This is a genomic window from Pleomorphovibrio marinus (assembly GCF_003347495.1).
GTDB classification, from domain to species: Bacteria; Bacteroidota; Bacteroidia; order Cytophagales; family Cyclobacteriaceae; genus Pleomorphovibrio; species Pleomorphovibrio marinus.
This window is the reverse complement of the sequence record NZ_QCXY01000004.1, coordinates 90,657-111,000: the sequence shown is the minus strand read 5'-3', so window position 1 is coordinate 111,000 and position 20,344 is coordinate 90,657. Positions and strand designations below refer to the sequence as shown.

The window sequence follows — 20,344 nt, the reverse complement described above, 5'->3', positions numbered from 1 at the left end:
TACGAGGAGAAGTCTTCTCTTGGATCATGGTAGAGATAAAAAAACCTGCTAACTTTGGAGGAACAAAAGTATTCTATTTATTTTGACACTGAAAACCCAACCTACAGCGAATGACTATTGAAGAATTCAAAGCGAGCCTGGCTTCCGAGAAAATCCCAGAGCAACTTTCTGTTCACCTAAGGTCTTTATGGTATGATGCCAAAGGGGATTGGGACAAAGCGCATAGCCTTATCGATAGCTTATTGGACAAGGATTCTGCTTATTTACATGCATACCTCCATCGAAAGGAAGGGGATATGGGGAATGCCGGGTATTGGTACAACAAGGCTGGGCGGGTGATTTCCAGTAAAACGCTAGATGAAGAGTGGGAAGAGTTGCTGAGGTATTTCTTGGAAAGGGAATCCTGAGTACTACGAATGTTATGGTTCTGTTTGAGAATTGTAAAACATTCCCCCATTTTTTTATAACTTTAAAATTCAATTGTATTATTCTTATGAAATCGAGCAGGACGAGCAAGTCACACACTGGCTTAGTTATAGATTGCGAGATTCCCCCAAAGCAAGTTCCCTGATCGCGATAGCTATCGGGATCAGGGCAGGTAGGGGCAGGCATTGTGACCTCTAAAAGACAATTATAAACAGATGAAAATCGCATTAATAGCCCATGATGGGAAAAAGGCGGATATGGTTCATTTTCTTAGTGGTTTTAAGGCAGCACTTGGAGGTATTGAACTGGTAGCCACAGGTACCACCGGGGAACATATAGAAAGAGCAGGGTTTGAAGTGGAAAAGCTGTTATCGGGCCCATTAGGGGGCGATGCTCAAATTGGTGCCATGGTGGCCGAGAAAAAATTGGATTTGGTGATTTTTTTTCGTGACCCCTTGGGAAAGCACCCTCACGAACCAGATGTTCAGATGCTTATGCGTATTTGTGACGTTCATAATGTACCATTAGCTACCAATCTGGCTGCTGCGGAAATGATGTTTAAAAATCTAACCACCCACCCATAATTACATGGATCAAATTACCATTAAAAAATTAGGAGTACTCACTTCAGGAGGAGATGCACCAGGAATGAACGCCGCCATAAGGGCTGTGGTACGTGCGGCATTCTATTACAACCTTGATGCTTACGGGATATATAGAGGTTATGAAGGGATGATAAACAATGACATCCGGAAGCTGGATAGCAGAGCTATCGCCCATGTTTTGGAACGTGGAGGCACTTTTTTGAAATCCGCGAGGAGTGAGGAGTTCAAGACTCCGGAGGGTAGAAAAAAAGCCTATGAAAACCTTAAGCATCATGGGATTGACGCACTGGTAGTAATCGGTGGAGATGGATCCCTTACCGGAGCACATCTTTTTTTCAAGGAATATGGAATTCCTGCTGTGGGTCTTCCCGGAACCATAGACAATGACCTGTTTGGTACAGACCTGACCATAGGGTTCGACACAGCATGCAATACAGCCATACAGGCCATTGATAAAATCAGGGACACAGCCACCAGTCATGACCGGCTATTTTTTATAGAAGTTATGGGAAGGGATGCAGGTTTTATTGCCATCAACGCAGGAATTGGGAGTGCCGCAGCGGCCATCCTGATTCCGGAGAAAAAAATGCCTGTAGAGAAATTGATCGAGCGCCTAAAAACCCGGGAAAAAGCTAAAAAGGAAAGTAACATCGTGATTGTCGCCGAAGGTGGAAAAAGTGGTGGAGCTGCAGAAATCGCAGAAAAAGTAAGGAAAATCCTTCCTTCTTATGACATAAAAGTAACCATACTGGGACACTTGCAGAGGGGAGGTGCTCCTTCTGCCTTTGACAGAACCCTTGCCAGTAAGTTGGGGGTTTCGGCAGTAGAGGGATTGTTACATGGAAAATTCGACGTGATGGTAGGGGTAATCAATAACAAGGTGGTATATACCCCCATAAAAAGGGCGATAGTCGATGACAAAAAAGTGGATGAGGATGAATTGAGGATTGCCAGTATACTTTCTACTTGATAGCGAATAAAAAAATCAGTAGGGATTAGATTGTTAGATATTGTAAAACAGGACTTTTAAATCCTTTTCAAATACCCTGGGGTTCAAGGTATTCTCGTCTTTGTGGCTGTGTGTCGCTTGCGTCATGCCTGGCTGCCGACCAGGCAGGATCGATTTTATATGTTTATAATTTTTCTTCAGCGGTCAAATAGCCTGCCCCTGCCTGCCCCGAACTTGATTCGGGGAACTTGTTTCGGGGGAATCTCGCATGATTTTTATCATGCCTCTGTGTGTCGCTTGCGTCATGCCCTGACTGCGATCAGGACAGGCTCGATTTCATAGTATAGAAGTTGAATGACTTTACGAATGAAGAAGTACAGGGGTATTCTTTTTTTTGTTTTCCCAATTTTAACTAATTTGAGTCATTAATGATCATTAATTATTAACCTATAACCTAAAAATCGAAAAATGCTTACAAGAATGGGATTATTCGGCTGCATCAGCATTTCTTTTTTGTTAATTTCCTTACTTGCCTATGGGCAAGAAACGGGGAATGATGTAGATGATGCCGTGTTGATTGAACTCTATCAGGGGGCAAGAGTAACAGATGTGGTAGATGGCATGGTAACTGTTGGCTACATGGACGTAGGGGTGATGGATCCAAAAATTGCTCCTTTATGGAAGGATGTAGAAACGATGGAACATCGCTTCTCTGGAATCGCTGTCACTGTGAGATATGGCCCTACCAACAGACCCATGCACCCTGGTGCGGACCTTACTAAACCTGAGAATTATGAGGTCTACAGACAATGGAGAGGGATGTGGTATTCCCAACTCTCCGCAGAACCTTTTGGGGAATTTATCAAGGAAGGAACTGTGGTGGTTATGGACAATAAGGACGACAATGACACTGGTTCCACAGGATCCAAAAATATTATGGACTGGCAGGAAAAAGGAGCCGTGGGTCTGGTATCCGCAGGAGGTGTAAGGGACATTGATGAAATTATCCGTCAAAAAAACCCTGTTTACACCAACTATTTTGAAAGGGGCAGGGGAGAGCGTATAGGAAGAAATGAGGTCATAGATGTTCAGCAGCCGGTAGTGATAGGTGGTTGCACTGTGTATCCAGGCGATGTGGTGGTAGCCGATTCGGATGGAGTAGTGGTAGTGCCTAGAAGGGTAGCGGTAAGGGTAGGCCAAATAGCTTATCAGGAGCTTGTGGATGATATTAAGGGCAGGAGGGCTTTGTACGAAGACACTGGTAGAGCCTATGATGAGACAGTAGAGCTGCCAGAAGAACCTGCTACTTTTTTTAAGAGATTGGGGCTTCCCGAAGATCCCAACAAGCCCTAAGAATAGCATTTGGCCATTCGATTGAATTTATCCGGATAACCTTGGCAAATTATGCTTGGGTTATCCTTTTCTTCCCTTTTTTGGCAAGAAGTTTGTGTTAAATTGTTTGTTGCAAAAAGCTTGTCCCCAACAATCTTTCCCATTTAAGGAAATTAATCTAAGATTTTCAAACTTTTTGTTTCTGTATTTGTTTAGTTAATATGTAGGTTCAAAGAATTGAAACGAATACAATTCTGGGAATCAGTTTTATTAGACTATGCGGAGGTTCGATTCCTTCCCCTACATCAGGTTATTTTGGGTTTATTGTTAATTGACTAAAGCTGTGAAACTTTGTTTCATGGCTTTTTTTATGTCCATTGCTGGAATAAAGGGAAACATTAGTTATTTTGTGGGAAGAAAAGAAAATAATTTACAATTTGATGAGCCATTCCCGAAGAACCTTCCTTAAAAATGCATCCTTGACCACAGGGGCTGCGACAATGTTAACCTCATCTCTTTATGCGGGTAAAAGTGCCATCATAAGGGAAAACAGGCTTCCTCGTGAAGTATGGGTGGCTGGGTTGAGCCAAGAGGATTTAGTGACGGATACTGCTGAACAAATGCTGGAGTCCATGTTGGGATTTATGAAGCAATCAGCAGTTTACCAACCTGACATTATTTGCCTACCAGAAGTTTTTGCCACCTCCAATGTAAGAAAATCCTACACCCTTGAGGAAAAAGTAACTATTTCGGAAAAGGCAGTTCAGGCCCTGTCCGCTTATTCCAAAGCAAATAATGCCTATGTCCTAGCTGCGGTGTATACCAAGGAGGGGGGAAACGTATATAATGCTGCTGTCTTGTTAGATAGAAACGGGGAATATGTGGGTGAATATAGGAAGACCCACCTTACCGAAAATGAAATCAACAGAGGACTAACACCCGGCTCCTTGGATCCACCTGTCTTCAAAACTGACTTTGGGACCATTGGGGTACAAATTTGCTTTGACATTATTTGGGACGATGGATGGAAGGCGCTAAAAGAAAAAGGAGCTGAACTGGTATTTTGGCCATCTGCTTATGGTGGAGGTAAAACCATAAACCTCAAAGCGGCCCAGCACCGCTATATCGTGGCATCAAGCACCAGAAAGGGTAGAGCCCAAATCAGTGATTTTTCAGGTGAACCCATGGTACAGACAGGTTTTTGGGAAAAAAACCTTTACTGTGCACCAATTAACCTAGAGAAAGCTTTTCTCCATTCCTGGCCCTTTGTACAGCAATTTGGGAAAATTAGGGAGAAATACGGGAGGAAGGTAAAGATCACCAATTTTCATGAGGAGGAGTGGTCCATCATAGAAAGCCTTGACCCGGATGTGAGGGTGGCAGATATTCTTAAGGATTATGATTTGAAAACCTATGATCAACATAAGGCAGACTCGGAAAGAGCCCAGAACGAGGCCAGGGATAAGTTGATGAGAATGTAATTTTCCACCTTTGGGATTTTTCCCGAACCCCGAGTGTCCATTACATTGTAAAGAATGTTATTAGGATGACTATCCCAATCAGAAATAAAGAGTGCCTTCTTCCACATACCAAAATCCTGGGAAAGTGCTATCCCAATCCTTTAGATTAAAATCCAATAGCTCACTTGAGCTGTTTGTTTCATGTGATTTTAGGGCCTTTTGATGCAAGTTCCAGGTCAGTGGAGCGGCATTGGTCATAACTTCAGGAGCTTTATCAGGCTCATTTTCCAAGATAAAATAGGCTTTGTTTTGGCCCATGATTCTTATATCCCCCTCTTTGTCCATGATAACTGCGGTTTTTTCATCCACTGCTATTCCTTTCAGCGGTTTGCCATTAGAAACCTCTCTCAGTCTTGCCATAAAAGCCACCAGTCTTCCTTGCCGGTTTCTTTGGGAAAAATGCTGATCAGTGATCGTATTCTGAAGAAAAGGATGGTTAATTAACGTTGACCTTCTCACAGTAAGCTTAGAGTCAAAAGGATTGCTCAGGGCCTCCGAACTAATGATGCTGCCATTTTCTCCTGTGTAAACAAATTCTCCCATGACCGCACAACCCGCACTGGTCCCTCCTATAGGAACCTTTTTTTCATGGATAAGGTACTGAAGGGCCTCTTCTGTTTTGGTGCCTTCCCAAAACCGGAGATATTGGGACTGGTCTCCTCCGGCAATGAATAGGGCTTCTGCGTTCTTTATGGTTTCAAAAACACCCTCATGGTTGGCAGCTGCAACACTGTTTATCAGAAGGGTTTCTACCGAATTAAGCTGGCCAAGTTCAAAAAGGTAGTCGTTATATCCTGTGCCACCGGAGGATCGTATAATGACGAAATCCCCACCACCAGAGCGCGTGATCATCCAGCGCATAGCCTGATCAACATCTGTGCTGCCTCCCATCAAAACCAGACCAGGCTCCGTATTGGAATCCACATCCTCAAAGTTGCCTACCCTTCCCAAAGAATGAGGGTTTTGTTCTGTGATAGGCGGAGTTGGGGGAGAAGTGGGCTCCTGGCTTTGGCAGCAGCATAAACCCAAACATAAATAATGCAAGTAACAAAACAGCGAAATTTGTTTCATTTTCCTAGAGCAGTCCAATTTAATTTCAAACTATGCAAAGCTAAAAGTAATTACTAAAGATTAGTCGACTTTTTCGATCCTACTCCGAAAGCCATGCTTTGAAATCAGGGGTTTTTTCCGTACTTGTGATGCATTCTTTGTCACATTTTGGCATGAGGTCTATTTTTATCCGGCTCCTAGAATAGCTGTTCATCTGCGCTATGGCATCGATGTTTACTATAAATCCTCTGTTTACCCGGAAAAACAAAGATGGGTCCAAGGTGGGGTGGAGTTGATCTAGGGTTTCATCCAACACATAGCTATGACCACTTTTTTCCATAAGGTAAATCAACTTGTTATCCGCAAAAAAATACGCAACGTCAGAAACCTTAACTGCTTTAAGTTTACTCCCATATACCACCATCAAACGCTGCCTGTATTGGATGGTTTTCTCTTTAATGGAGAACAGTAATTGATCGATTCCTTGTGGAAATTGCTTATTGAGGTGCTCAAATTTGTCCAAACTTTTTTTTAGGCTTTGCTCATCCACAGGTTTTAACAGGTAATCTATACTATTGACTTCAAAGGCTTTAAGGGCATATTCGTCATAGGCAGTAGTGAAAATGACAGGGGCATTTATTTTTACCTGTTCAAAAATTTCAAAGCTGGAACCATCAGCAAGGTGGATATCCAAAAATATCAAATCCGGTGAAGCCCCTTTCAAAAAATCTACGGTTTCCTCTATGGTACCTAGCATGCTGCTGATTCGGATTTCCGGTGCCACTTTGTTGATCAACCTTTTGAGCCTTTCTGCGGCTAATTTTTCATCTTCCACTATGATGGCTTCCATATTATTCTCCTCTAATAAGGGGTACTTCAGCATAAAAGTACCCATTTTGCTTGTAAAATTTTGTATCCTGATCACTTACCAGCCGGAACCTTTCTTGGATATTATTCAAACCTGTTTTGGTGGATGCGACTTGATCTTTCCTCAGCTGTAGGTTATTTCTGACTTTCAGCCATTCTCCATCTATCCACATTTTGATGGTAAGGGGTTCTTTCTCACTTATTTTATTGTGTTTAATGGCATTTTCCACTAAGTTTTGAAGGATCAAAGGAGGTATATAAAAATTTTCCCTACCGGATATTATTTCGCTTTCAAAGATCAGGTGATCTCCGAACCTTATTTTCTGGAGGTAGATATAGGTCTGTACAAAATCCAGTTCCTTTTCCAGTGGAACGAAGGTTTTATCCTTTACTTCCAGTACATAGCGGTAGATTTGAGCAAACTGTTGTGTGAATTTTTCCGCTTTATCGGGATTACTATGGATCAGGGAAGAAAGTGTATTGAGACTATTGAACAAAAAGTGCGGATTCACCTGATTTTTAAGGCTCTCAAACTGTAGCCTGGCTTCGGTTTTCTTCAACCTTTCTCCCTCTAATAAAGCTTCCTTCCAAAGTTCAAAATAAAACACCATCTCATAGACTATTGAAATGATGATGGTAATAACCAACCCCAGCAATACAACCCTCTGAAGAAAACCCCATTCAAATGTAGCATAAGAAATTAAGTGGGATATGCCTACCAGTACTATTCCTGCCAAAACCGTATAGGATAGGGAAAAAACCACTTGGGTAAAGATTCTTTTTTTCGTTTGTTCAATCCTGGGAAATTTTTGCCGTACCATACCAACAATCTGGTAATTGCCTTCCCAATAGGCAACCGTAAACAGCAAGGAAACCAACCAAACCATAAGAAAAGGACTCTTGGCATCACTGGATAAACTTACAAGAAAGGATAATCCTACCATCATCAGAAACCGATCAAAAGGTGGGTGGATTTTCATATGTTTATATTTTCTTTTCAACGGCCACATGGAATCTCGCCATGATAATCATCCCAGTGTGTGACGTGCTCGTCATGCTCGATTTCATCTGTTTATAATTGATTTTTATTTGCCACATAGCCTTCCCTTGCCTGACCCGAACTTGATTCGGAGAACTCGTTTCGGGGGAACCTCGCATATTCAATAATCATCCCTCTGTATGTCGTCTTCGTCATGCCTGACTGCCGTCTAGGCAGGCTCGATTTCATATAGGAGTATGGTTTTAATTAATCCAATGATTTTAGTTGGCTTGCCATCTCCTCTTCATTGCAAATTAAAGGAGTTATCAGGAATATTCAATTAATTGTTCCACCCTCATATACTACCCCTTTTGGCTATTTTGCTTTTACCAATATATGTGTCAAAAAGTCAACCTGTATTGGGGAATGGGGAAAATGCCAAGCTGATAACTGTTGACAATTTGCTGAGAGATGGGGTTATAGGTTTGTCTGAACATGTTTTGGTTGTTAAATACGTTTTGTATATCCAAGGACCATTCATGGGTAAGCCCTTTCTTATTGACCGTATAGCTGACCATTAGGTCGGTTCTAAAATAGGCTGGATTTTTAATAGTATAGGCTTGTTCATTTTTATAGACGGCTTCCTGTGCAAGTATACTGGCTTCCAAATCAATCGGGGTAATGTATTGTCCTCCAGCATAGGTGCTTTTGATATCCACTGACAATATTCGGTTATTAGAACCCATCTTCCATTCCTTACCGAATAGCCCATTAAAAACATATTGGCTGTTAAATGCGGTATTCCTCCATTCCCCGTCACTTCCCTGGTATTTGGAATCAAACAGGGAAGCAGTTACCAGGAAATAAGACGATTGACTAAAACTTTTTTCCAGGGTTAGTTCCAGCCCATAATTTCTTCCGTTTCCCTGGTTAACCAGGCTGTCCACATTAGGAATACCAAAATCCGCACCAGCATTCAGTATGGAAAAGCTACTGGGGTGTTCTTCCACCGCCACATTGAAAAGGTGTTGGTAGTAAACTTCGGATTTAAACCTGATGTCTGGGGCAATTTGATACTGGTAGCCTGCCACCAAATGGTGGGATTTGGTGAAATCCAAAGATTCATTCGTCCTCCTAAATTGCCCATTTGGCATTTCTGATTCAAGGAAATAGATGGGAAGGGGCTGCAGTTGACTGTGCAGTCCATATCCCAAGCTAAAAGTGGCTTTTTGACTGGGCTGATAGCTCAGGCCCATTCTAGGTTCCACCTGTTGGGAACTGTTTAACGTGAAATATTGATGGTGAAGCCCTAAGGTGCCCGACAAATCTTCAGTGAAGCGATGTTGCCATTGGGCAAAAGATTGCACCAAACCGGAATGGCCCTTTTCATTCCTCAATTCCACGAACCTGTCCAGGGGAGCTCTAAACACACTGTCCTGTAAATTGAATCCTAATAAATCATAATTGAAACCAATAATGTAGTTGTTTTTATTGTTCAATTTTTGGTGAAAATGGTATTGGGCCCGGTATTTAGTGAGCCCATAATTGTTGCGGTAAAAAGGAACTGGTTCTCTGGTTTCCAGGCTTAGGGAATCTACTACATTGCCTGAAAAACTATAATCCGCTGAAAAGGAAGTAATGCCATAAGTATTTTCATTGTAATATTTGGTATGGGTAAGCCCCACTACCCCCATTTTGGCCTCGTTGTAAATGTTTTGGGAAATCTCGGAATATAGGTCGGTGTTACTGCTATCCACTTCTGAGCCGATCAGGTCAATATTACTCTTTCCTCCAATACCGAAAAGGGTAAACCTGCCCTTATTTTTTGTTGGGATATCCAACTTGAAAGACAAATCCTGGTAATAGGGAATGGCAGCACCTGTCCCTGAAGAAAACCCCACATTTTGCATCAGGGCCAGAGTAGAATAGCGGTAATTGATAAGGTAAGAGGCTCCGTTTTCCCCTCCAAGAGGCCCTTCTGTACCTAATTCAAAACCATTAAATCCCATTTGAACCAGGTGTTCCCGTTTATGAGCATTTCCTTTGCGCATAGTAAGATCAAAAACTCCGGCGGTAGCATTCCCATATTGGGCAGGAAAGGCACCAGTCAAAAAATCACTTTTCCCCAATAGGTTGTTGTTCAGGATACTCACCGGGCCCCCAGTGGTACCCATAGCCCCAAAATGGTTAGGGTTGGGAATATCTATGCCTTCCAGCCTCCATAATACGCCTGTCGGTGAATTGCCCCTGATGATGATGTCATTCCGGGAGTCGTTAGCACCACTTACTCCTGCATAGTTCTGTGCCATCCTTGCGGGGTCGTTACGGCTGCCTGCATACCTGTTGGTTTCTTCCATGTCAAAACCCCTGGATGAAACCATGGCCAATTCATTCGTAGCATCTTGTGGGTTTCCACCGGCTTTAATCACCACCTCCTCCATTTGTTCCAGTTTTTCTCTTAAGGTGATATTCAAGACTACCTCTTTTCCACTAGTAACTGGAATTTCTCTAAGGAAGGCATTTTCATATCCAATGAAACTGATTTGGAGGCTAATCCTTCCCGTAGGCACTTCCTCAAGCACAAAATTGCCGTCTAAATCGGTAACGGTTCCTTTTACAGGGTCTGTACCGGGAATGTGGACGCTGGCTCCCGGCAACCCACTTTTGGTTACCTGATCCATCACCTGACCTCGAATGGTCTGGGTGTAATCGGTGGAGGCTTGGGGGTTTTGTGCAAACCCCATGACCTGAAAAATAAAGTAGATGATGTTTAAGCGTAAAATTTTTTTCATGATTCCTGTTTTTTGGTGGGTATGCAGGCAAAGTAAAGCAGCAGGGAAAAAGCTTCGAAATGAAAGCGAATGAAGCCGAATTTTAATAGGATGAAACCGCAACAAAAGGGGATGAATTTTTTACCCGTAAATTCCACCTTATTACTATTTCAAATTCTCAACCTAAAAGTTATAATATGTTATAACATTTCGTTAGCTTAGGGTATGGAAACAAAAATCAGGAAAATTGGAAATAGCAGTGGGATCATTCTCCCGAAGGCATTGGTGGAAAAGTATGGGCTTTCGGAAGTCATCATCGAAGACCATGGCGACGGAATCATGATCAGGCCTGTAAGCAGGCCCTCCTTTCAGATCAGAATGGAAGAGGCGAAAAAAAACAAGAATGCAATTTACGCTGAGATGAAAAAGCAAGCTTCTTTGGCGGAAACAAGAGCATTTTATGAAGAGGAGTTGGAAGAATGTGGAGATATAGACACCGAAATTATTGATTGATGCGAAATGGAGAAATTTGGTTGGTAAATTTCGAGCCTCAAGTTGGTCATGAAATCAAAAAGACGAGACCCGTCATCATCGTCAACTCAGATGCCTTGGGAGCATTGCCTTTGAAAGTGGTGGTACCGCTTACGGATGGCGCAAAAGTTCAGCAGCCTTGGATGGCTGGAATTTACCCCAATACAAATAATGGAATTAGTAAATTTTCATTGGCTGATTGTTTCCAAGTCAAAAGTATTTCTGAAAAACGTTTTATCAAGAAAATCGGGGCTTTGTCAGAAGAGGAAATGGCAGAGGTGAAGATATTTCTGGCAAAAGTTCTGGAGCTGTTTTGATGGTAGTCGATAGGAAAATGGTTTGGCATAGCTAACTTTTGGGGTTTTCCGAGTCTCGAAGTTCTGTTGGGGTAGTTTGGATATCAGTTAGTTATACCCAATTAATTAACGTATGAAATACGAGATCCAAAAAGACCTCAAAGGTTTTTGTGCTTTGACTTTTTGGGGGAGTAGTTTGCCGGGTTTTTGAAATATTTCCCCAAAACGAGAACTTATAATATGTAAATAGTGATTATATTTATAAAACGTAAATATACTTATGGCTACTATTACTACCTCCCTGCCAGATAAATTGATTGAGAGGCTTACAGAACAGGCAAAAGCACTGGCTTTGCCAAAAAATAAGCTGATTGAACACGCTTTGGATCTATACCTTGAACATTTGAAGCGGGCCGCCTATATCAAATCCTATAAAGGTTCAGAGGAGGACGGGGATATTTTGAAAATAGCAGAAGAAGGTATTGAAGATTACTTGAAGCAGTTGGAGGATGAAGCAGGGTGAAATCTGGCATGCTGATCTGAATCCTTCCAAAGGAAGTGAACAGGCTGGTTTTAGGCCTGTGGTTATACTAAGTGGGAATCTGGTAAACCAACACCTACCTGTAGTCATTTGTGCTCCACTCACTTCAAAAATAAAAAACTACAAGGGTAATCCTGTACTTCAACCCAATGCATCCAACGGATTGACCAAAGATTCAGAAATTTTGATTTTTCATATCAGGTCCATATCCAAGGTTCGTTTGATCAGAAAAATTGGGGATGTTTCTCCTGAAAATTTATCTACTGCCCTTCAAACGTTGAACGATTTGATGACCTTATAGGACTACTATTTCAGTATATATATATTTATTTTGCTTACGTTGAAAACCTTCGAGGTCCAAAAAAGACCTCAAAGGTTCGTGTATTAGACCGTTGGGGTTTTTTTCATAACCCCGAAGGTCTATGGGAGATTTTGTATATCAGTTATATATACCCAATTTGTTAACGTAAAAAACCTTCGAGGTCCAAAAAAGACCTCAAAGGTTTTTTGCTCGTTATATTTTGTTAAAATCCATTAAAAAACTGTGATTCTTAGGTTGTTTTCACTAAATTTTACGGTGATTTCAATGGCCATTTAACTTTATCCTTATGAAGATTTCCGCTATTTTATGGTTGACCTTACCCTATTTGGCATTTTCAAGCTGCGGGCAACAAAATGCATTTAACAATAAAATAATAGTAGCAGGAATCCTTGAAAATACGAAGGCCAAGGAAATTGATGTTTTCCTGGATAGTGAATTCACTTCCATACCCATAGCAGAAGATGGGAGTTTTTATGTCGATTTTGATGCAGAAGATTCAGAGACCTATTTTTTTAGGGCAGACAGAGCTAGTTTCGAATTGTATCTTAGTCCGGGCGATAGTGTTTTCGTGTTTGCTGATTCCGAAGATTTTAAGGCCACATTCCTGTTGGAAGGGGATCATGTGGCCGAAAACACCTATTTATTCGAGAAGTCGAATTTCTATTTTGAAAGTAAATTATGGAGTTTAATGGCTCTGGACAAAGAGCAATATTTTCAGAAGAAAGGAAACTATTTTGATCATCAAAGGGAATCGTTTGAAAAACTGAAAGCCGAAAATGAAATTGCCCCTGATTTTCTAAAAGTGGAGGAAGCTTATTTTGAATACGAGCCCCTACTTTTTGATTTGCAATATCCGATGGCACATGCTTATGAAAATAAAATCAGTGAGGATTCTGTTGATTTTCCAAAGGACGAAACCAAAGCGGCACTTTCACAAATTAATTTAGATAGGGCTGATTTGTTGGCCTCTCGCTCTTATACTTCCATTGTCGAAAGAATCGTAAATGATGAAGTAAAGGAAATTTTACAACAGGACACCACGCTAAACGAAGATGAGGCTGGAAGGGAAAAGGCAATATATAGGGTAGCGGATAGTTTATTGAGAAATAAATTCGTAAAAGACCAATTCCTCTATAATTATATTAGCCAAAACTTAGAATATAAAGGGCCTGTTTCAGTGAAGAATGCCTACGATAAATTCATGGACGAGAACGAAAGCCCCAAATTAGAGGCAAGGCTAAAAAGCCTCAATGATAAATGGGAAATCCTTATGCCTGGAAAGGAAGTTCCTGATTTTTCTTTTGTCAATATAGAGGGCGATTCGGTTAAGCTTAGTGACCTGCGAGGTGATTTGGTATACATAGACATCTGGGCCACTTGGTGTGGACCATGTATTGCAGAGCATCCCCATTGGGACAAAATAAAAGAAGAATATAAGGACCAGCCTATATCTTTTTTGACTGTATCTATAGATGACAGCCTGGAGCCTTGGGAAAAAATGGTGAAGTCCAAAAACATGGAGGGCCTGCAATGGCTTGCCGAAAATGGCTGGAAATCAGAAATCGCACAGCATTTTATGGTCAATGCTATCCCGAGGTTCCTGCTTTTGGATAAAGAGGGAAAAGTAATAGACCCTTCTGCGGAAAGACCTTCAGGAGATATCAGAACCATGATTGACCAGTATTTATAGGTGCGATTTTTAATCCTGTCTTTCAGCAACAAAAATCCATAGAAACCCCATCACAACGCTTTAGCTAAAAAAGGTAGCCACCCGTCTACATCGGAAACTAATGAGCAGCCCATATAGTAAAGACTTTGGGAATCAACAGTAAACACACCTGATCTTTTTAAATGTAAAGCCTAATTTTCTACCTCTCCTTTTTTATTTTCATAAGAGGAGAGGTACCCATGTTTTTAAAGCCGTGATACCCGGCAGCCAGAAAAAGGACACCGGCGGCTATCCATGCCACCACAGCTACCAATCCTTCGGGAGATGGCTGATTTACCCCCACTGCCACCAATCCCCATACCCCGACAAGTGCTGCTTCCCGCATATTTCTACGAAAGGTTAGGTACAGGTATACCCCCATGGCGATGGGAATGATTAGTGCCGCCCATACTTCTTCGGCGAAAACCTGTTCCAATACCCCAAATTGATTCAGAAAAATGGAGATGTTCAACACGGTGGCCAGGACTATCCATCCCGTATAGATGCATATGGGCCACCAAACGAAAGCGATATGTCGAAGCGGTGCGTCCCATATTTCCAGTCTGAGCCTGATGACCAATTTGATCAAGGAAAAAAGAAGCAGGGCAATAACTACGGCAGCCAGTCCCAAATATCCATGTACCCATACTAGGAGCCATGTAATGTTGAAAACATTCGACAGGGCAAACCATGCCCCGGAGGGGAGCAGGGACTCTTGGTTGTTACCCTTAGCATATCCCACCCATTGGTAAACCAGAAAAGCACCAAGCATCAAATAGATGATCCCCCAAATGGAAAAGGCATAGCCCGCAGGTGTCAGCAAAGAGGGATATTGGTCACTGATCTCACCCACGGAGGGGATTTCTCCAACCCCTGCTCCTGCGATAAAGTTGGCACCCAAAGTAAGGGCAAAGGTGATGGTATTAATTATCAGTAATGGTAAAGGCTTCATATAGGATAAGGGTTTCTGCCTAATAGTGACAATTTAGGAAATTAGAGGGGTGTTTTTGGTAATTTATTTTGGATGAACTTAACAAATATACTCCTCAAATAGAAAAAAGTGGAGAATATAGAGTTTTATTTTATTAATCTCGATAGTGTAGAAATGGAAGCTTCGAGTTTTATAAATTTAATTATTTTATATTGGCATATAAAACCATGCATTAATACATCAAAAATTATGAGAACCACATTGGATATTCCAGAGAAATTAATTAAGGAAGCCATGAAATTGACTGGGGCAAAAACGAAAAGCCAATTAATAAGAGAAGCCTTAGAAGCGTAGGTAGCAAAAATAAAGAGAGAACGGCTATTAACCTTTAAAGGAACATTGGATTTGGAAATTGACTTGGATACCCTAAGAGGCCGGTCTGATGTCTAGGTACAAAGTACTGGTGGACAGTTCAGTTTGGATAGATTTTTTAAGGTCGGGTACTAACTCAAAACTTGATAGGCTGATCCAAGAAGATATGATATGCATAAATGAGCTGATCATAACAGAGCTGCTTCCTTCGATAAATCATCATAGTAGAAATGATGTTGCAGAAAGCTTAGGATCGATTGAAAAAATTCCACTTAGGATCGATTGGATAGTTATTCGTGAATTGCAATACATGAATTTAAAAAATGGGATATATAAAGTAGGAATTCCGGATTTGATAATCTTGCAGCAGGTGATAGAAGAGAAAATTCTGTTATTCAGCTTTGACGAACATTTTAAGTTGATGAGATCATTCCTAAACTACGAATTGATTCACTGATTTCATATTTAATTATCTACCATCCATTTGAGCTTTACCTTTAATAAATTACTAGTCACCGAAAAATAACCAAGTCATGCGGCTCCCGATTGTCTCATTACCTTATAGGTGCTTTTTCTGAAGGCGAGGAGGTTTCGGCTGTAATAAAGGGCCATGATCAGGACCCCCACGCTGCCACCTGCCAAGGTCAAGGGACCGCCTACCAGGTCTGTGACCCAACCAATGGCGAAGCTCCCCAGGGAAAGTGCACCCATAAAAAGCATGATATAAAAGCTGAGGATCCTTCCCCGTTTTTCTTCCGGTGCAATGGTTTGGAGCAGAGTGTTTGAACCGGTAAAGATGATTACCCTTCCCAGCCCTGTAGCCACAAGTGCCAATAGGGAAAGCCAAAGATAGGGGGACAGGGCAAATGTGCCTAAAGCAATTCCAAAGATGATGGTTCCGATCAAAATCCATTTATCCAATCCCATGGCGTTGTTTTTGGCACCCACAAAAAAGGCTCCCAACAATGAGCCTAAGCCTACGGCACTTGTCATATACCCAAACACGACTGCATCTGCCTGAAAAACATCCGCAGCAAATACAGGCAACACCACCATATAGCTGACACCGAGCAGGGTGATCCCGGAGACCAGTACGAGAATAAGCCGGATATGCTTGGTCTTTAAGGAAAAGCGTGCTCCTTCTTTAAATTCCTCTAAGAAATTCCTCTTTGAGACCTCCTTGGGTATGGGGATGTAGCGGATAAACAAAAATATCAGCACCACGGAAAAGCTCAAGATCGCATATAACAAAAAGCAATAACCTTCCCCAATAAGGGGTATCAGTATTCCTGCAATGGCCGGGCCTACTATCCTTGCCGTATTGAATAGGGAGGAATTCAAGGCGATGGCATTGGTGAGGTAAGATTTGTCCTCCACCAGGTCATTGACAAAGGCATGCCGGCTTGGCATTTCCAAGCCGCTGATCAAGCCAAAGAGAACTTGTAACACAATCAGAATAGCCACGGAAATTTGATCACTTAGGGTCAGCCAGGCCAACAGGGCAGCATTTAAACTTACAGCTCCCTGGCAGAACATTAATAACTTGTGTTTGTTATACCTATCGGCCATTACCCCGGCGAGTGTGCTGAAAAGAAAGGCAGAGATTTCCCTGGAAAAAGACACTACACCTAGCAGCAGCGCAGAATCGGTCAGCCTATATACCAACCAGCCTATGGCCACTTGCTTCATCATGTTTCCCAGATTGGAAAAGGCCTGTCCCGCAAAAAACAGTCTGTAATTTTTAGATTGAAGTGCCCGGAATATTAACATGCAAATCTTAGAAACCGATGGAAAACCAATCAAAATAAGTCCAATAACCCATTTATGGTTCAATATTTTTTTAATTCATGACCCTTCATTCGGCTCAATGCCTAAAAAAATTAAGATCCACTACCATTTTTGTTGTACAAATCCCTTATTTTGTGCGTTCGGAAATTAACTTTAAACTTAAAATACGTATGAAATCGAGCCTGTCCTGACGGCAGTCAGGGCATGATGATCACGTCACACTCTAGGATGATTGTTCGTGGTGAGATTCCATATGTCCTTTAAAAAAACAAATTTTAATCATATGAAACTACAGTTGTTTACACTGTTAGGCTTAGTGGGTGTATGCACCCTTTTACAACCAGCTATGGCACAGGACAAAAAAGAGATTAAGCTTCCCCCTGAGGCAACGGAATTCTATGAACCAGAAGTAAAGGTGGTTAAGCCTGGGCAAGAAAACCACCAGCCCCCGGCAGATGCTATTGTGCTCTTCGATGGGTCAAACCTGGACAAATGGGAAAGTGAAAGGGAACCTGGTAAGGCTGCTCCCTGGAAAGTGGAGAACGGAAAATTTGTGGTAGTACCCAAAACTGGAGGCATAAAGACCAAGGAAGGATTTGGGGACATGCAGCTTCATATAGAATGGAGTGCACCTACTGAAATTAAGGGAACAGGTCAGGGCAGGGGAAATTCCGGGCTCTTCTTTATGGGTAAGTACGAATTGCAAATTTTGGATTCCTACGAAAACGACACCTATACCAATGGGCAGGCAGCCAGTATATACAAACAGCACCCCCCCTTAGTAAACGCTATGCGGCCTCCCGGTGAGTGGAACACCTACGATGTGGTGTTTACTGCTCCCAGGTTCAACTCAGACGGGATGTTGGTATCACCAGCAAGGGTTACCGTCTTTCATAACGGTATTTTGGTACAAAACAACGTTACATTAAAGGGGCCTACCGAATACATAGGAATACCCAACTATGTGGCCCATGATGACAAGCTTCCCATACACCTGCAAGATCATGGTGACTTGGTGAGCTTTAGAAACATCTGGGTGAGAAAGCTTGATTAACAATAACCTAATCTAATACCATGGATTCAAGAAGAAGATTCATAAAAAATTCCCTTATGGCCTCGGCCGGTATGGTTGCATTACCTAATTTGGTGACGGCTGAGCATTTGGCCGCATATAAGCAAAAGATAAGCCCCAATGAACAGATAAATTTTGGTTTGATAGGCTGTAAGGGCATGGGATGGTCTAATATGAACAGCCATTTGCTATTGCCCGAAATCAACTGTGTGGCATTAGCGGATATTGACCAAAATGTGCTGGACCAGCGCTCGGCAAATGTGGAGGAACTGAGGGGAACAAAACCTAAGCAATACAAAGATTACCGTAAAATGCTGGAGGATCCGGATATTGACGCAGTGATTATCGGCACTCCTGACCATTGGCATTGCCTCAACCTTATAGACAGCTTGGAGGCGGGAAAGCATGCTTATGTGGAAAAACCCTTAGCCAACTCTATAGAAGAGTGCAACTTGATGGTGAAAGCCACGGAAAAGTATGGCAAAATGGTACAGGTAGGGCAATGGCAACGCAGCGGCTCCCAGTACGAACAGGCAATTGATTTTGTGAGATCAGGAAAACTTGGCAATATCCGTCTTGTCAAAACCTGGGCCTACCAGGGATGGATGAAACCGGTTCCGGTGAAGCCGGATGGCCAAGCCCCGCAGGGAGTGGATTACAATATGTGGCTGGGCCCTGCACCAAAACGCCCCTTTAACGAAAATCGTTTCCATTTTAATTTCAGGTGGTTTTGGGACTATGCAGGTGGCCTGATGACCGATTGGGGTGTGCATGAAATAGACATAGCCTTATACGCTATGAATGTGAGTGCCCCCAAATCAATTATGGCATCGGGCGGTAAATTGGCCTATCCCGATGATGCCTCAGAGACCCCAGACACCCTTCAAACCGTTTATGAATACGATGGTTTCAACATGTTGTGGGAACATGCCACAGGTATAGATGGAGGGAACTACGGCACCACTGAGGGTATTGCTTTTATTGGCAATAATGGCACCTTAGTCGTAAACCGTGGAGGCTGGAAGGTGATCGCCGAAACCGAGAGTGTGGATGGGGAAAGAAAAGAGAAAATCGAGGCAGTAGAACATGTAAAGCCAGAAGGGAATGCCCAAAGGGCGCACTGTAAAAACTTTGTGGAGGCCATTAAAGCGAATGACGCCAGTAAGTTGAATTGCGGGATCAAGACAGGTTCCGTGGCAGCCATCAATGCCCACATGGGTAACGTGGCCTATAAGCTGGGTAAGAAGATCTATTGGGACAAGAGCAAAGATGCTTTTAAAGAGTCGGATGCCAACAAACTGGCCAAAGCCAGTTACCAAAATGGCTGGAAATTGCCTAAAGTTTAATTATTCCTATAATATTTTCGAGGCTGTCCTTTTTAGGCAGCCTCTTTTATTGTCATGAACACTTCTTCTTTTAAAGCCCAAACCCCAGCCAAAAATTCTCCCTTTTACACGCCTCTTTCCAAAGAGCAGCTGTCTGCTTATTTTCGAAAAATCGGTTTTGAGGATGAACCTGCTTGTTCCTTGGATTGCCTCCAAGCCTTGCATTATCGGCATACTTTGAGTATCCCTTTTGAAAATTTCAATCCCTTGCTGCGTATTCCATTAGCACTGGAACAGGATGCCCTTGTGCAAAAAATCGTTTACCAACAGCGGGGAGGCTACTGTTTTGAACATAATTTACTTTTTGGCGCTGTACTTAGAACCTTGGGGTTTGAGGTGACCGGGTTGGCAGCTAGGGTAATGTGGCAAATCCCGGAAGATGTAGTGATGCCAAGAGACCATCAATTGCTCTTGGTCAATTTTGGAGAAGAACCCTATATCGCTGATGTTGGGTTTGGTGGCAATACCTTGACAGCCCCCCTGCCCTTACAATCGCAGGAGGCTCATTCGACATCCCATGAAGATTTTAAAATATCCCACAACGGCTCTTTATATGTGCTGCATATCAAACTGGAGGAAAACTGGAAACCCATGTATTCATTTGGGTTGGACGAATACCTATTGCCCGACTACCAAGTGATGAGTTATTACTTGTGCAACCATGAAAAGTCGCTATTCATGAACCATCTTTTCCTGGCCCAAACTAAGGAGGATGGCAGGTATGGCCTAATGGATGACCATTTTTCTTTTCATCCTGTCAATGGCAAAACCCAAAAAGAGCGAATCCAAAACATGGAGCATCTATTAGTGAGGATTAGGGATGTTTTTGGCATAGACATACCTGCTGAGGATAGCCTGAAGGCTTGGTTAACCAATAAATTTGAGGATGGAAAATGAAC

At 42.3% G+C, this 20,344-nt stretch carries 22 protein-coding genes; 15 read left to right on the top strand and 7 right to left on the bottom strand.

The window, feature by feature from the left end:
* Window positions 1–110 precede the first annotated feature (110 nt).
* From DB520_RS12020 to DB520_RS12000, 5 genes are all read left to right on the top strand, one after another.
* Window positions 111–407, top strand: coding sequence for a hypothetical protein (locus tag DB520_RS12020; protein ID WP_114749976.1), 297 nt, complete (start codon window positions 111–113; stop codon window positions 405–407).
* A 234-nt stretch (window positions 408–641) separates the two neighbouring features.
* Window positions 642–1,010 carry a methylglyoxal synthase gene (locus DB520_RS12015; protein WP_114749975.1) on the top strand — a complete coding sequence of 123 codons (369 nt, stop codon included), beginning with the start codon at window positions 642–644 and terminating at the stop codon, window positions 1,008–1,010.
* 4 nt (window positions 1,011–1,014) lie between these two features.
* On the top strand, window positions 1,015–2,001 hold the full coding sequence (gene pfkA, locus DB520_RS12010; RefSeq protein ID WP_114749974.1) for a 6-phosphofructokinase: 987 nt from the start codon (window positions 1,015–1,017) through the stop codon (window positions 1,999–2,001).
* A 447-nt stretch (window positions 2,002–2,448) separates the two neighbouring features.
* Window positions 2,449–3,333, top strand: coding sequence for an RraA family protein (locus DB520_RS12005; RefSeq protein ID WP_198675315.1), 885 nt, complete (start codon window positions 2,449–2,451; stop codon window positions 3,331–3,333).
* Between the two features lie 419 nt (window positions 3,334–3,752).
* Window positions 3,753–4,793, top strand: coding sequence for a carbon-nitrogen hydrolase family protein (locus tag DB520_RS12000; protein WP_157972051.1), 1,041 nt, complete (start codon window positions 3,753–3,755; stop codon window positions 4,791–4,793).
* Window positions 4,794–4,871: 78 nt separating this feature from the next.
* Here the strand turns inward: DB520_RS12000 and DB520_RS11995 are convergent, their stop codons facing one another.
* From DB520_RS11995 to DB520_RS11980, 5 genes are all read right to left on the bottom strand, one after another.
* On the bottom strand, window positions 4,872–5,783 hold the full coding sequence (locus DB520_RS11995) for a cyanophycinase (protein ID WP_198675314.1): 912 nt from the start codon (window positions 5,781–5,783) through the stop codon (window positions 4,872–4,874).
* A gap of 199 nt (window positions 5,784–5,982) precedes the next feature.
* On the bottom strand, window positions 5,983–6,765 hold the full coding sequence (locus DB520_RS11990; protein ID WP_232834941.1) for a LytR/AlgR family response regulator transcription factor: 783 nt from the start codon (window positions 6,763–6,765) through the stop codon (window positions 5,983–5,985).
* A complete protein-coding gene (locus tag DB520_RS11985; protein WP_157972050.1) occupies window positions 6,734–7,729 on the bottom strand; it encodes a sensor histidine kinase in 996 nt (331 codons plus the stop codon). Before DB520_RS11985 ends, DB520_RS11990 begins: the two co-directional genes overlap by 32 nt.
* A 92-nt stretch (window positions 7,730–7,821) precedes the next feature.
* Window positions 7,822–7,977, bottom strand: a complete 156-nt coding sequence (locus DB520_RS27240) for a hypothetical protein (RefSeq protein ID WP_232834940.1) — start codon at window positions 7,975–7,977, stop codon at window positions 7,822–7,824.
* A 152-nt stretch (window positions 7,978–8,129) separates the two neighbouring features.
* Window positions 8,130–10,520 carry a TonB-dependent receptor gene (locus DB520_RS11980; protein WP_114749969.1) on the bottom strand — a complete coding sequence of 797 codons (2,391 nt, stop codon included), beginning with the start codon at window positions 10,518–10,520 and terminating at the stop codon, window positions 8,130–8,132.
* Between the two features lie 204 nt (window positions 10,521–10,724).
* Between DB520_RS11980 and DB520_RS11975 the strand changes: the two genes are divergently transcribed.
* The 5 genes from DB520_RS11975 (at window position 10,725) to DB520_RS11955 (ending at window position 13,879) form a co-directional block, all read left to right on the top strand.
* Entirely contained in the window at window positions 10,725–11,012 is a 288-nt protein-coding gene (locus tag DB520_RS11975) for an AbrB/MazE/SpoVT family DNA-binding domain-containing protein (RefSeq protein WP_114749968.1), read from the top strand.
* Window positions 11,012–11,347, top strand: coding sequence for a type II toxin-antitoxin system PemK/MazF family toxin (locus tag DB520_RS11970; protein ID WP_114749967.1), 336 nt, complete (start codon window positions 11,012–11,014; stop codon window positions 11,345–11,347). Before DB520_RS11975 ends, DB520_RS11970 begins: the two co-directional genes overlap by 1 nt.
* Window positions 11,348–11,606: 259 nt before the next feature.
* The gene (locus tag DB520_RS11965) at window positions 11,607–11,849 is read left to right on the top strand and encodes a ribbon-helix-helix protein, CopG family (RefSeq protein ID WP_114749966.1); all 243 of its coding nucleotides are present in this window, start codon (window positions 11,607–11,609) and stop codon (window positions 11,847–11,849) included.
* The gene (locus DB520_RS11960) at window positions 11,836–12,168 is read left to right on the top strand and encodes a type II toxin-antitoxin system PemK/MazF family toxin (protein ID WP_114749965.1); all 333 of its coding nucleotides are present in this window, start codon (window positions 11,836–11,838) and stop codon (window positions 12,166–12,168) included. Before DB520_RS11965 ends, DB520_RS11960 begins: the two co-directional genes overlap by 14 nt.
* 307 nt (window positions 12,169–12,475) lie before the next feature.
* A complete protein-coding gene (locus DB520_RS11955; protein ID WP_114749964.1) occupies window positions 12,476–13,879 on the top strand; it encodes a TlpA family protein disulfide reductase in 1,404 nt (467 codons plus the stop codon).
* A gap of 178 nt (window positions 13,880–14,057) precedes the next feature.
* On the opposite strand, the gene DB520_RS11950 is transcribed toward DB520_RS11955, so the two are convergent.
* Window positions 14,058–14,849, bottom strand: a complete 792-nt coding sequence (locus DB520_RS11950) for a TspO/MBR family protein (RefSeq protein WP_114749963.1) — start codon at window positions 14,847–14,849, stop codon at window positions 14,058–14,060.
* Window positions 14,850–15,077: 228 nt separating this feature from the next.
* Here DB520_RS11950 and DB520_RS27235 point away from each other — a divergent pair, with 228 nt between their 5' ends.
* Window positions 15,078–15,182 (top strand): type II toxin-antitoxin system VapB family antitoxin, encoded by a 105-nt coding sequence (locus tag DB520_RS27235; protein ID WP_232834939.1) that lies wholly within the window; start codon window positions 15,078–15,080, stop codon window positions 15,180–15,182.
* A gap of 88 nt (window positions 15,183–15,270) precedes the next feature.
* Complete coding sequence (locus DB520_RS11940) at window positions 15,271–15,657, top strand: PIN domain-containing protein (RefSeq protein WP_114749962.1); 387 nt, start codon at window positions 15,271–15,273, stop codon at window positions 15,655–15,657.
* Between the two features lie 74 nt (window positions 15,658–15,731).
* Here DB520_RS11940 and DB520_RS11935 read toward each other — a convergent pair whose 3' ends face one another.
* Window positions 15,732–16,970: an MFS transporter gene (locus DB520_RS11935; RefSeq protein ID WP_114749961.1), complete on the bottom strand. Its 1,239-nt coding sequence runs from the start codon at window positions 16,968–16,970 to the stop codon at window positions 15,732–15,734.
* Window positions 16,971–17,271: 301 nt separating this feature from the next.
* Here DB520_RS11935 and DB520_RS11930 point away from each other — a divergent pair, with 301 nt between their 5' ends.
* The 3 genes from DB520_RS11930 to DB520_RS11920 are packed head-to-tail and all read left to right on the top strand — an operon-like array spanning window position 17,272 to window position 20,342.
* A complete protein-coding gene (locus DB520_RS11930; protein WP_114749960.1) occupies window positions 17,272–18,042 on the top strand; it encodes a 3-keto-disaccharide hydrolase in 771 nt (256 codons plus the stop codon).
* A 20-nt stretch (window positions 18,043–18,062) separates the two neighbouring features.
* Window positions 18,063–19,406 (top strand): Gfo/Idh/MocA family protein, encoded by a 1,344-nt coding sequence (locus tag DB520_RS11925; protein WP_114749959.1) that lies wholly within the window; start codon window positions 18,063–18,065, stop codon window positions 19,404–19,406.
* Between the two features lie 54 nt (window positions 19,407–19,460).
* The gene (locus tag DB520_RS11920; protein ID WP_114749958.1) at window positions 19,461–20,342 is read left to right on the top strand and encodes an arylamine N-acetyltransferase family protein; all 882 of its coding nucleotides are present in this window, start codon (window positions 19,461–19,463) and stop codon (window positions 20,340–20,342) included.
* Window positions 20,343–20,344 lie beyond the last annotated feature (2 nt).

Bases quoted from the DNA above. Each gene is read 5' to 3' on its own strand.
- DB520_RS11925 (WP_114749959.1), top strand. From the start codon at position 18,063: ATGGATTCAAGAAGAAGATTCATAAAAAATTCCCTTATGGCCTCGGCC.
- DB520_RS11940 (WP_114749962.1), top strand. From the start codon at position 15,271: ATGTCTAGGTACAAAGTACTGGTGGACAGTTCAGTTTGGATAGATTTT.
- DB520_RS27235 (WP_232834939.1), top strand. From the start codon at position 15,078: ATGAGAACCACATTGGATATTCCAGAGAAATTAATTAAGGAAGCCATG.
- DB520_RS11975 (WP_114749968.1), top strand. From the start codon at position 10,725: ATGGAAACAAAAATCAGGAAAATTGGAAATAGCAGTGGGATCATTCTC.
- DB520_RS11930 (WP_114749960.1), top strand. From the start codon at position 17,272: ATGAAACTACAGTTGTTTACACTGTTAGGCTTAGTGGGTGTATGCACC.
- DB520_RS11950 (WP_114749963.1), bottom strand. From the start codon at position 14,849: ATGAAGCCTTTACCATTACTGATAATTAATACCATCACCTTTGCCCTT.
- DB520_RS11920 (WP_114749958.1), top strand. From the start codon at position 19,461: ATGAACACTTCTTCTTTTAAAGCCCAAACCCCAGCCAAAAATTCTCCC.
- DB520_RS12005 (WP_198675315.1), top strand. From the start codon at position 2,449: ATGCTTACAAGAATGGGATTATTCGGCTGCATCAGCATTTCTTTTTTG.
- DB520_RS11980 (WP_114749969.1), bottom strand. From the start codon at position 10,520: ATGAAAAAAATTTTACGCTTAAACATCATCTACTTTATTTTTCAGGTC.
- DB520_RS11960 (WP_114749965.1), top strand. From the start codon at position 11,836: ATGAAGCAGGGTGAAATCTGGCATGCTGATCTGAATCCTTCCAAAGGA.
- DB520_RS11970 (WP_114749967.1), top strand. From the start codon at position 11,012: ATGCGAAATGGAGAAATTTGGTTGGTAAATTTCGAGCCTCAAGTTGGT.
- DB520_RS11955 (WP_114749964.1), top strand. From the start codon at position 12,476: ATGAAGATTTCCGCTATTTTATGGTTGACCTTACCCTATTTGGCATTT.
- DB520_RS12000 (WP_157972051.1), top strand. From the start codon at position 3,753: ATGAGCCATTCCCGAAGAACCTTCCTTAAAAATGCATCCTTGACCACA.
- DB520_RS27240 (WP_232834940.1), bottom strand. From the start codon at position 7,977: ATGAAATCGAGCCTGCCTAGACGGCAGTCAGGCATGACGAAGACGACA.
- DB520_RS11965 (WP_114749966.1), top strand. From the start codon at position 11,607: ATGGCTACTATTACTACCTCCCTGCCAGATAAATTGATTGAGAGGCTT.
- pfkA (WP_114749974.1), top strand. From the start codon at position 1,015: ATGGATCAAATTACCATTAAAAAATTAGGAGTACTCACTTCAGGAGGA.
- DB520_RS12015 (WP_114749975.1), top strand. From the start codon at position 642: ATGAAAATCGCATTAATAGCCCATGATGGGAAAAAGGCGGATATGGTT.
- DB520_RS12020 (WP_114749976.1), top strand. From the start codon at position 111: ATGACTATTGAAGAATTCAAAGCGAGCCTGGCTTCCGAGAAAATCCCA.
- DB520_RS11990 (WP_232834941.1), bottom strand. From the start codon at position 6,765: ATGCTGAAGTACCCCTTATTAGAGGAGAATAATATGGAAGCCATCATA.
- DB520_RS11935 (WP_114749961.1), bottom strand. From the start codon at position 16,970: ATGTTAATATTCCGGGCACTTCAATCTAAAAATTACAGACTGTTTTTT.
- DB520_RS11985 (WP_157972050.1), bottom strand. From the start codon at position 7,729: ATGAAAATCCACCCACCTTTTGATCGGTTTCTGATGATGGTAGGATTA.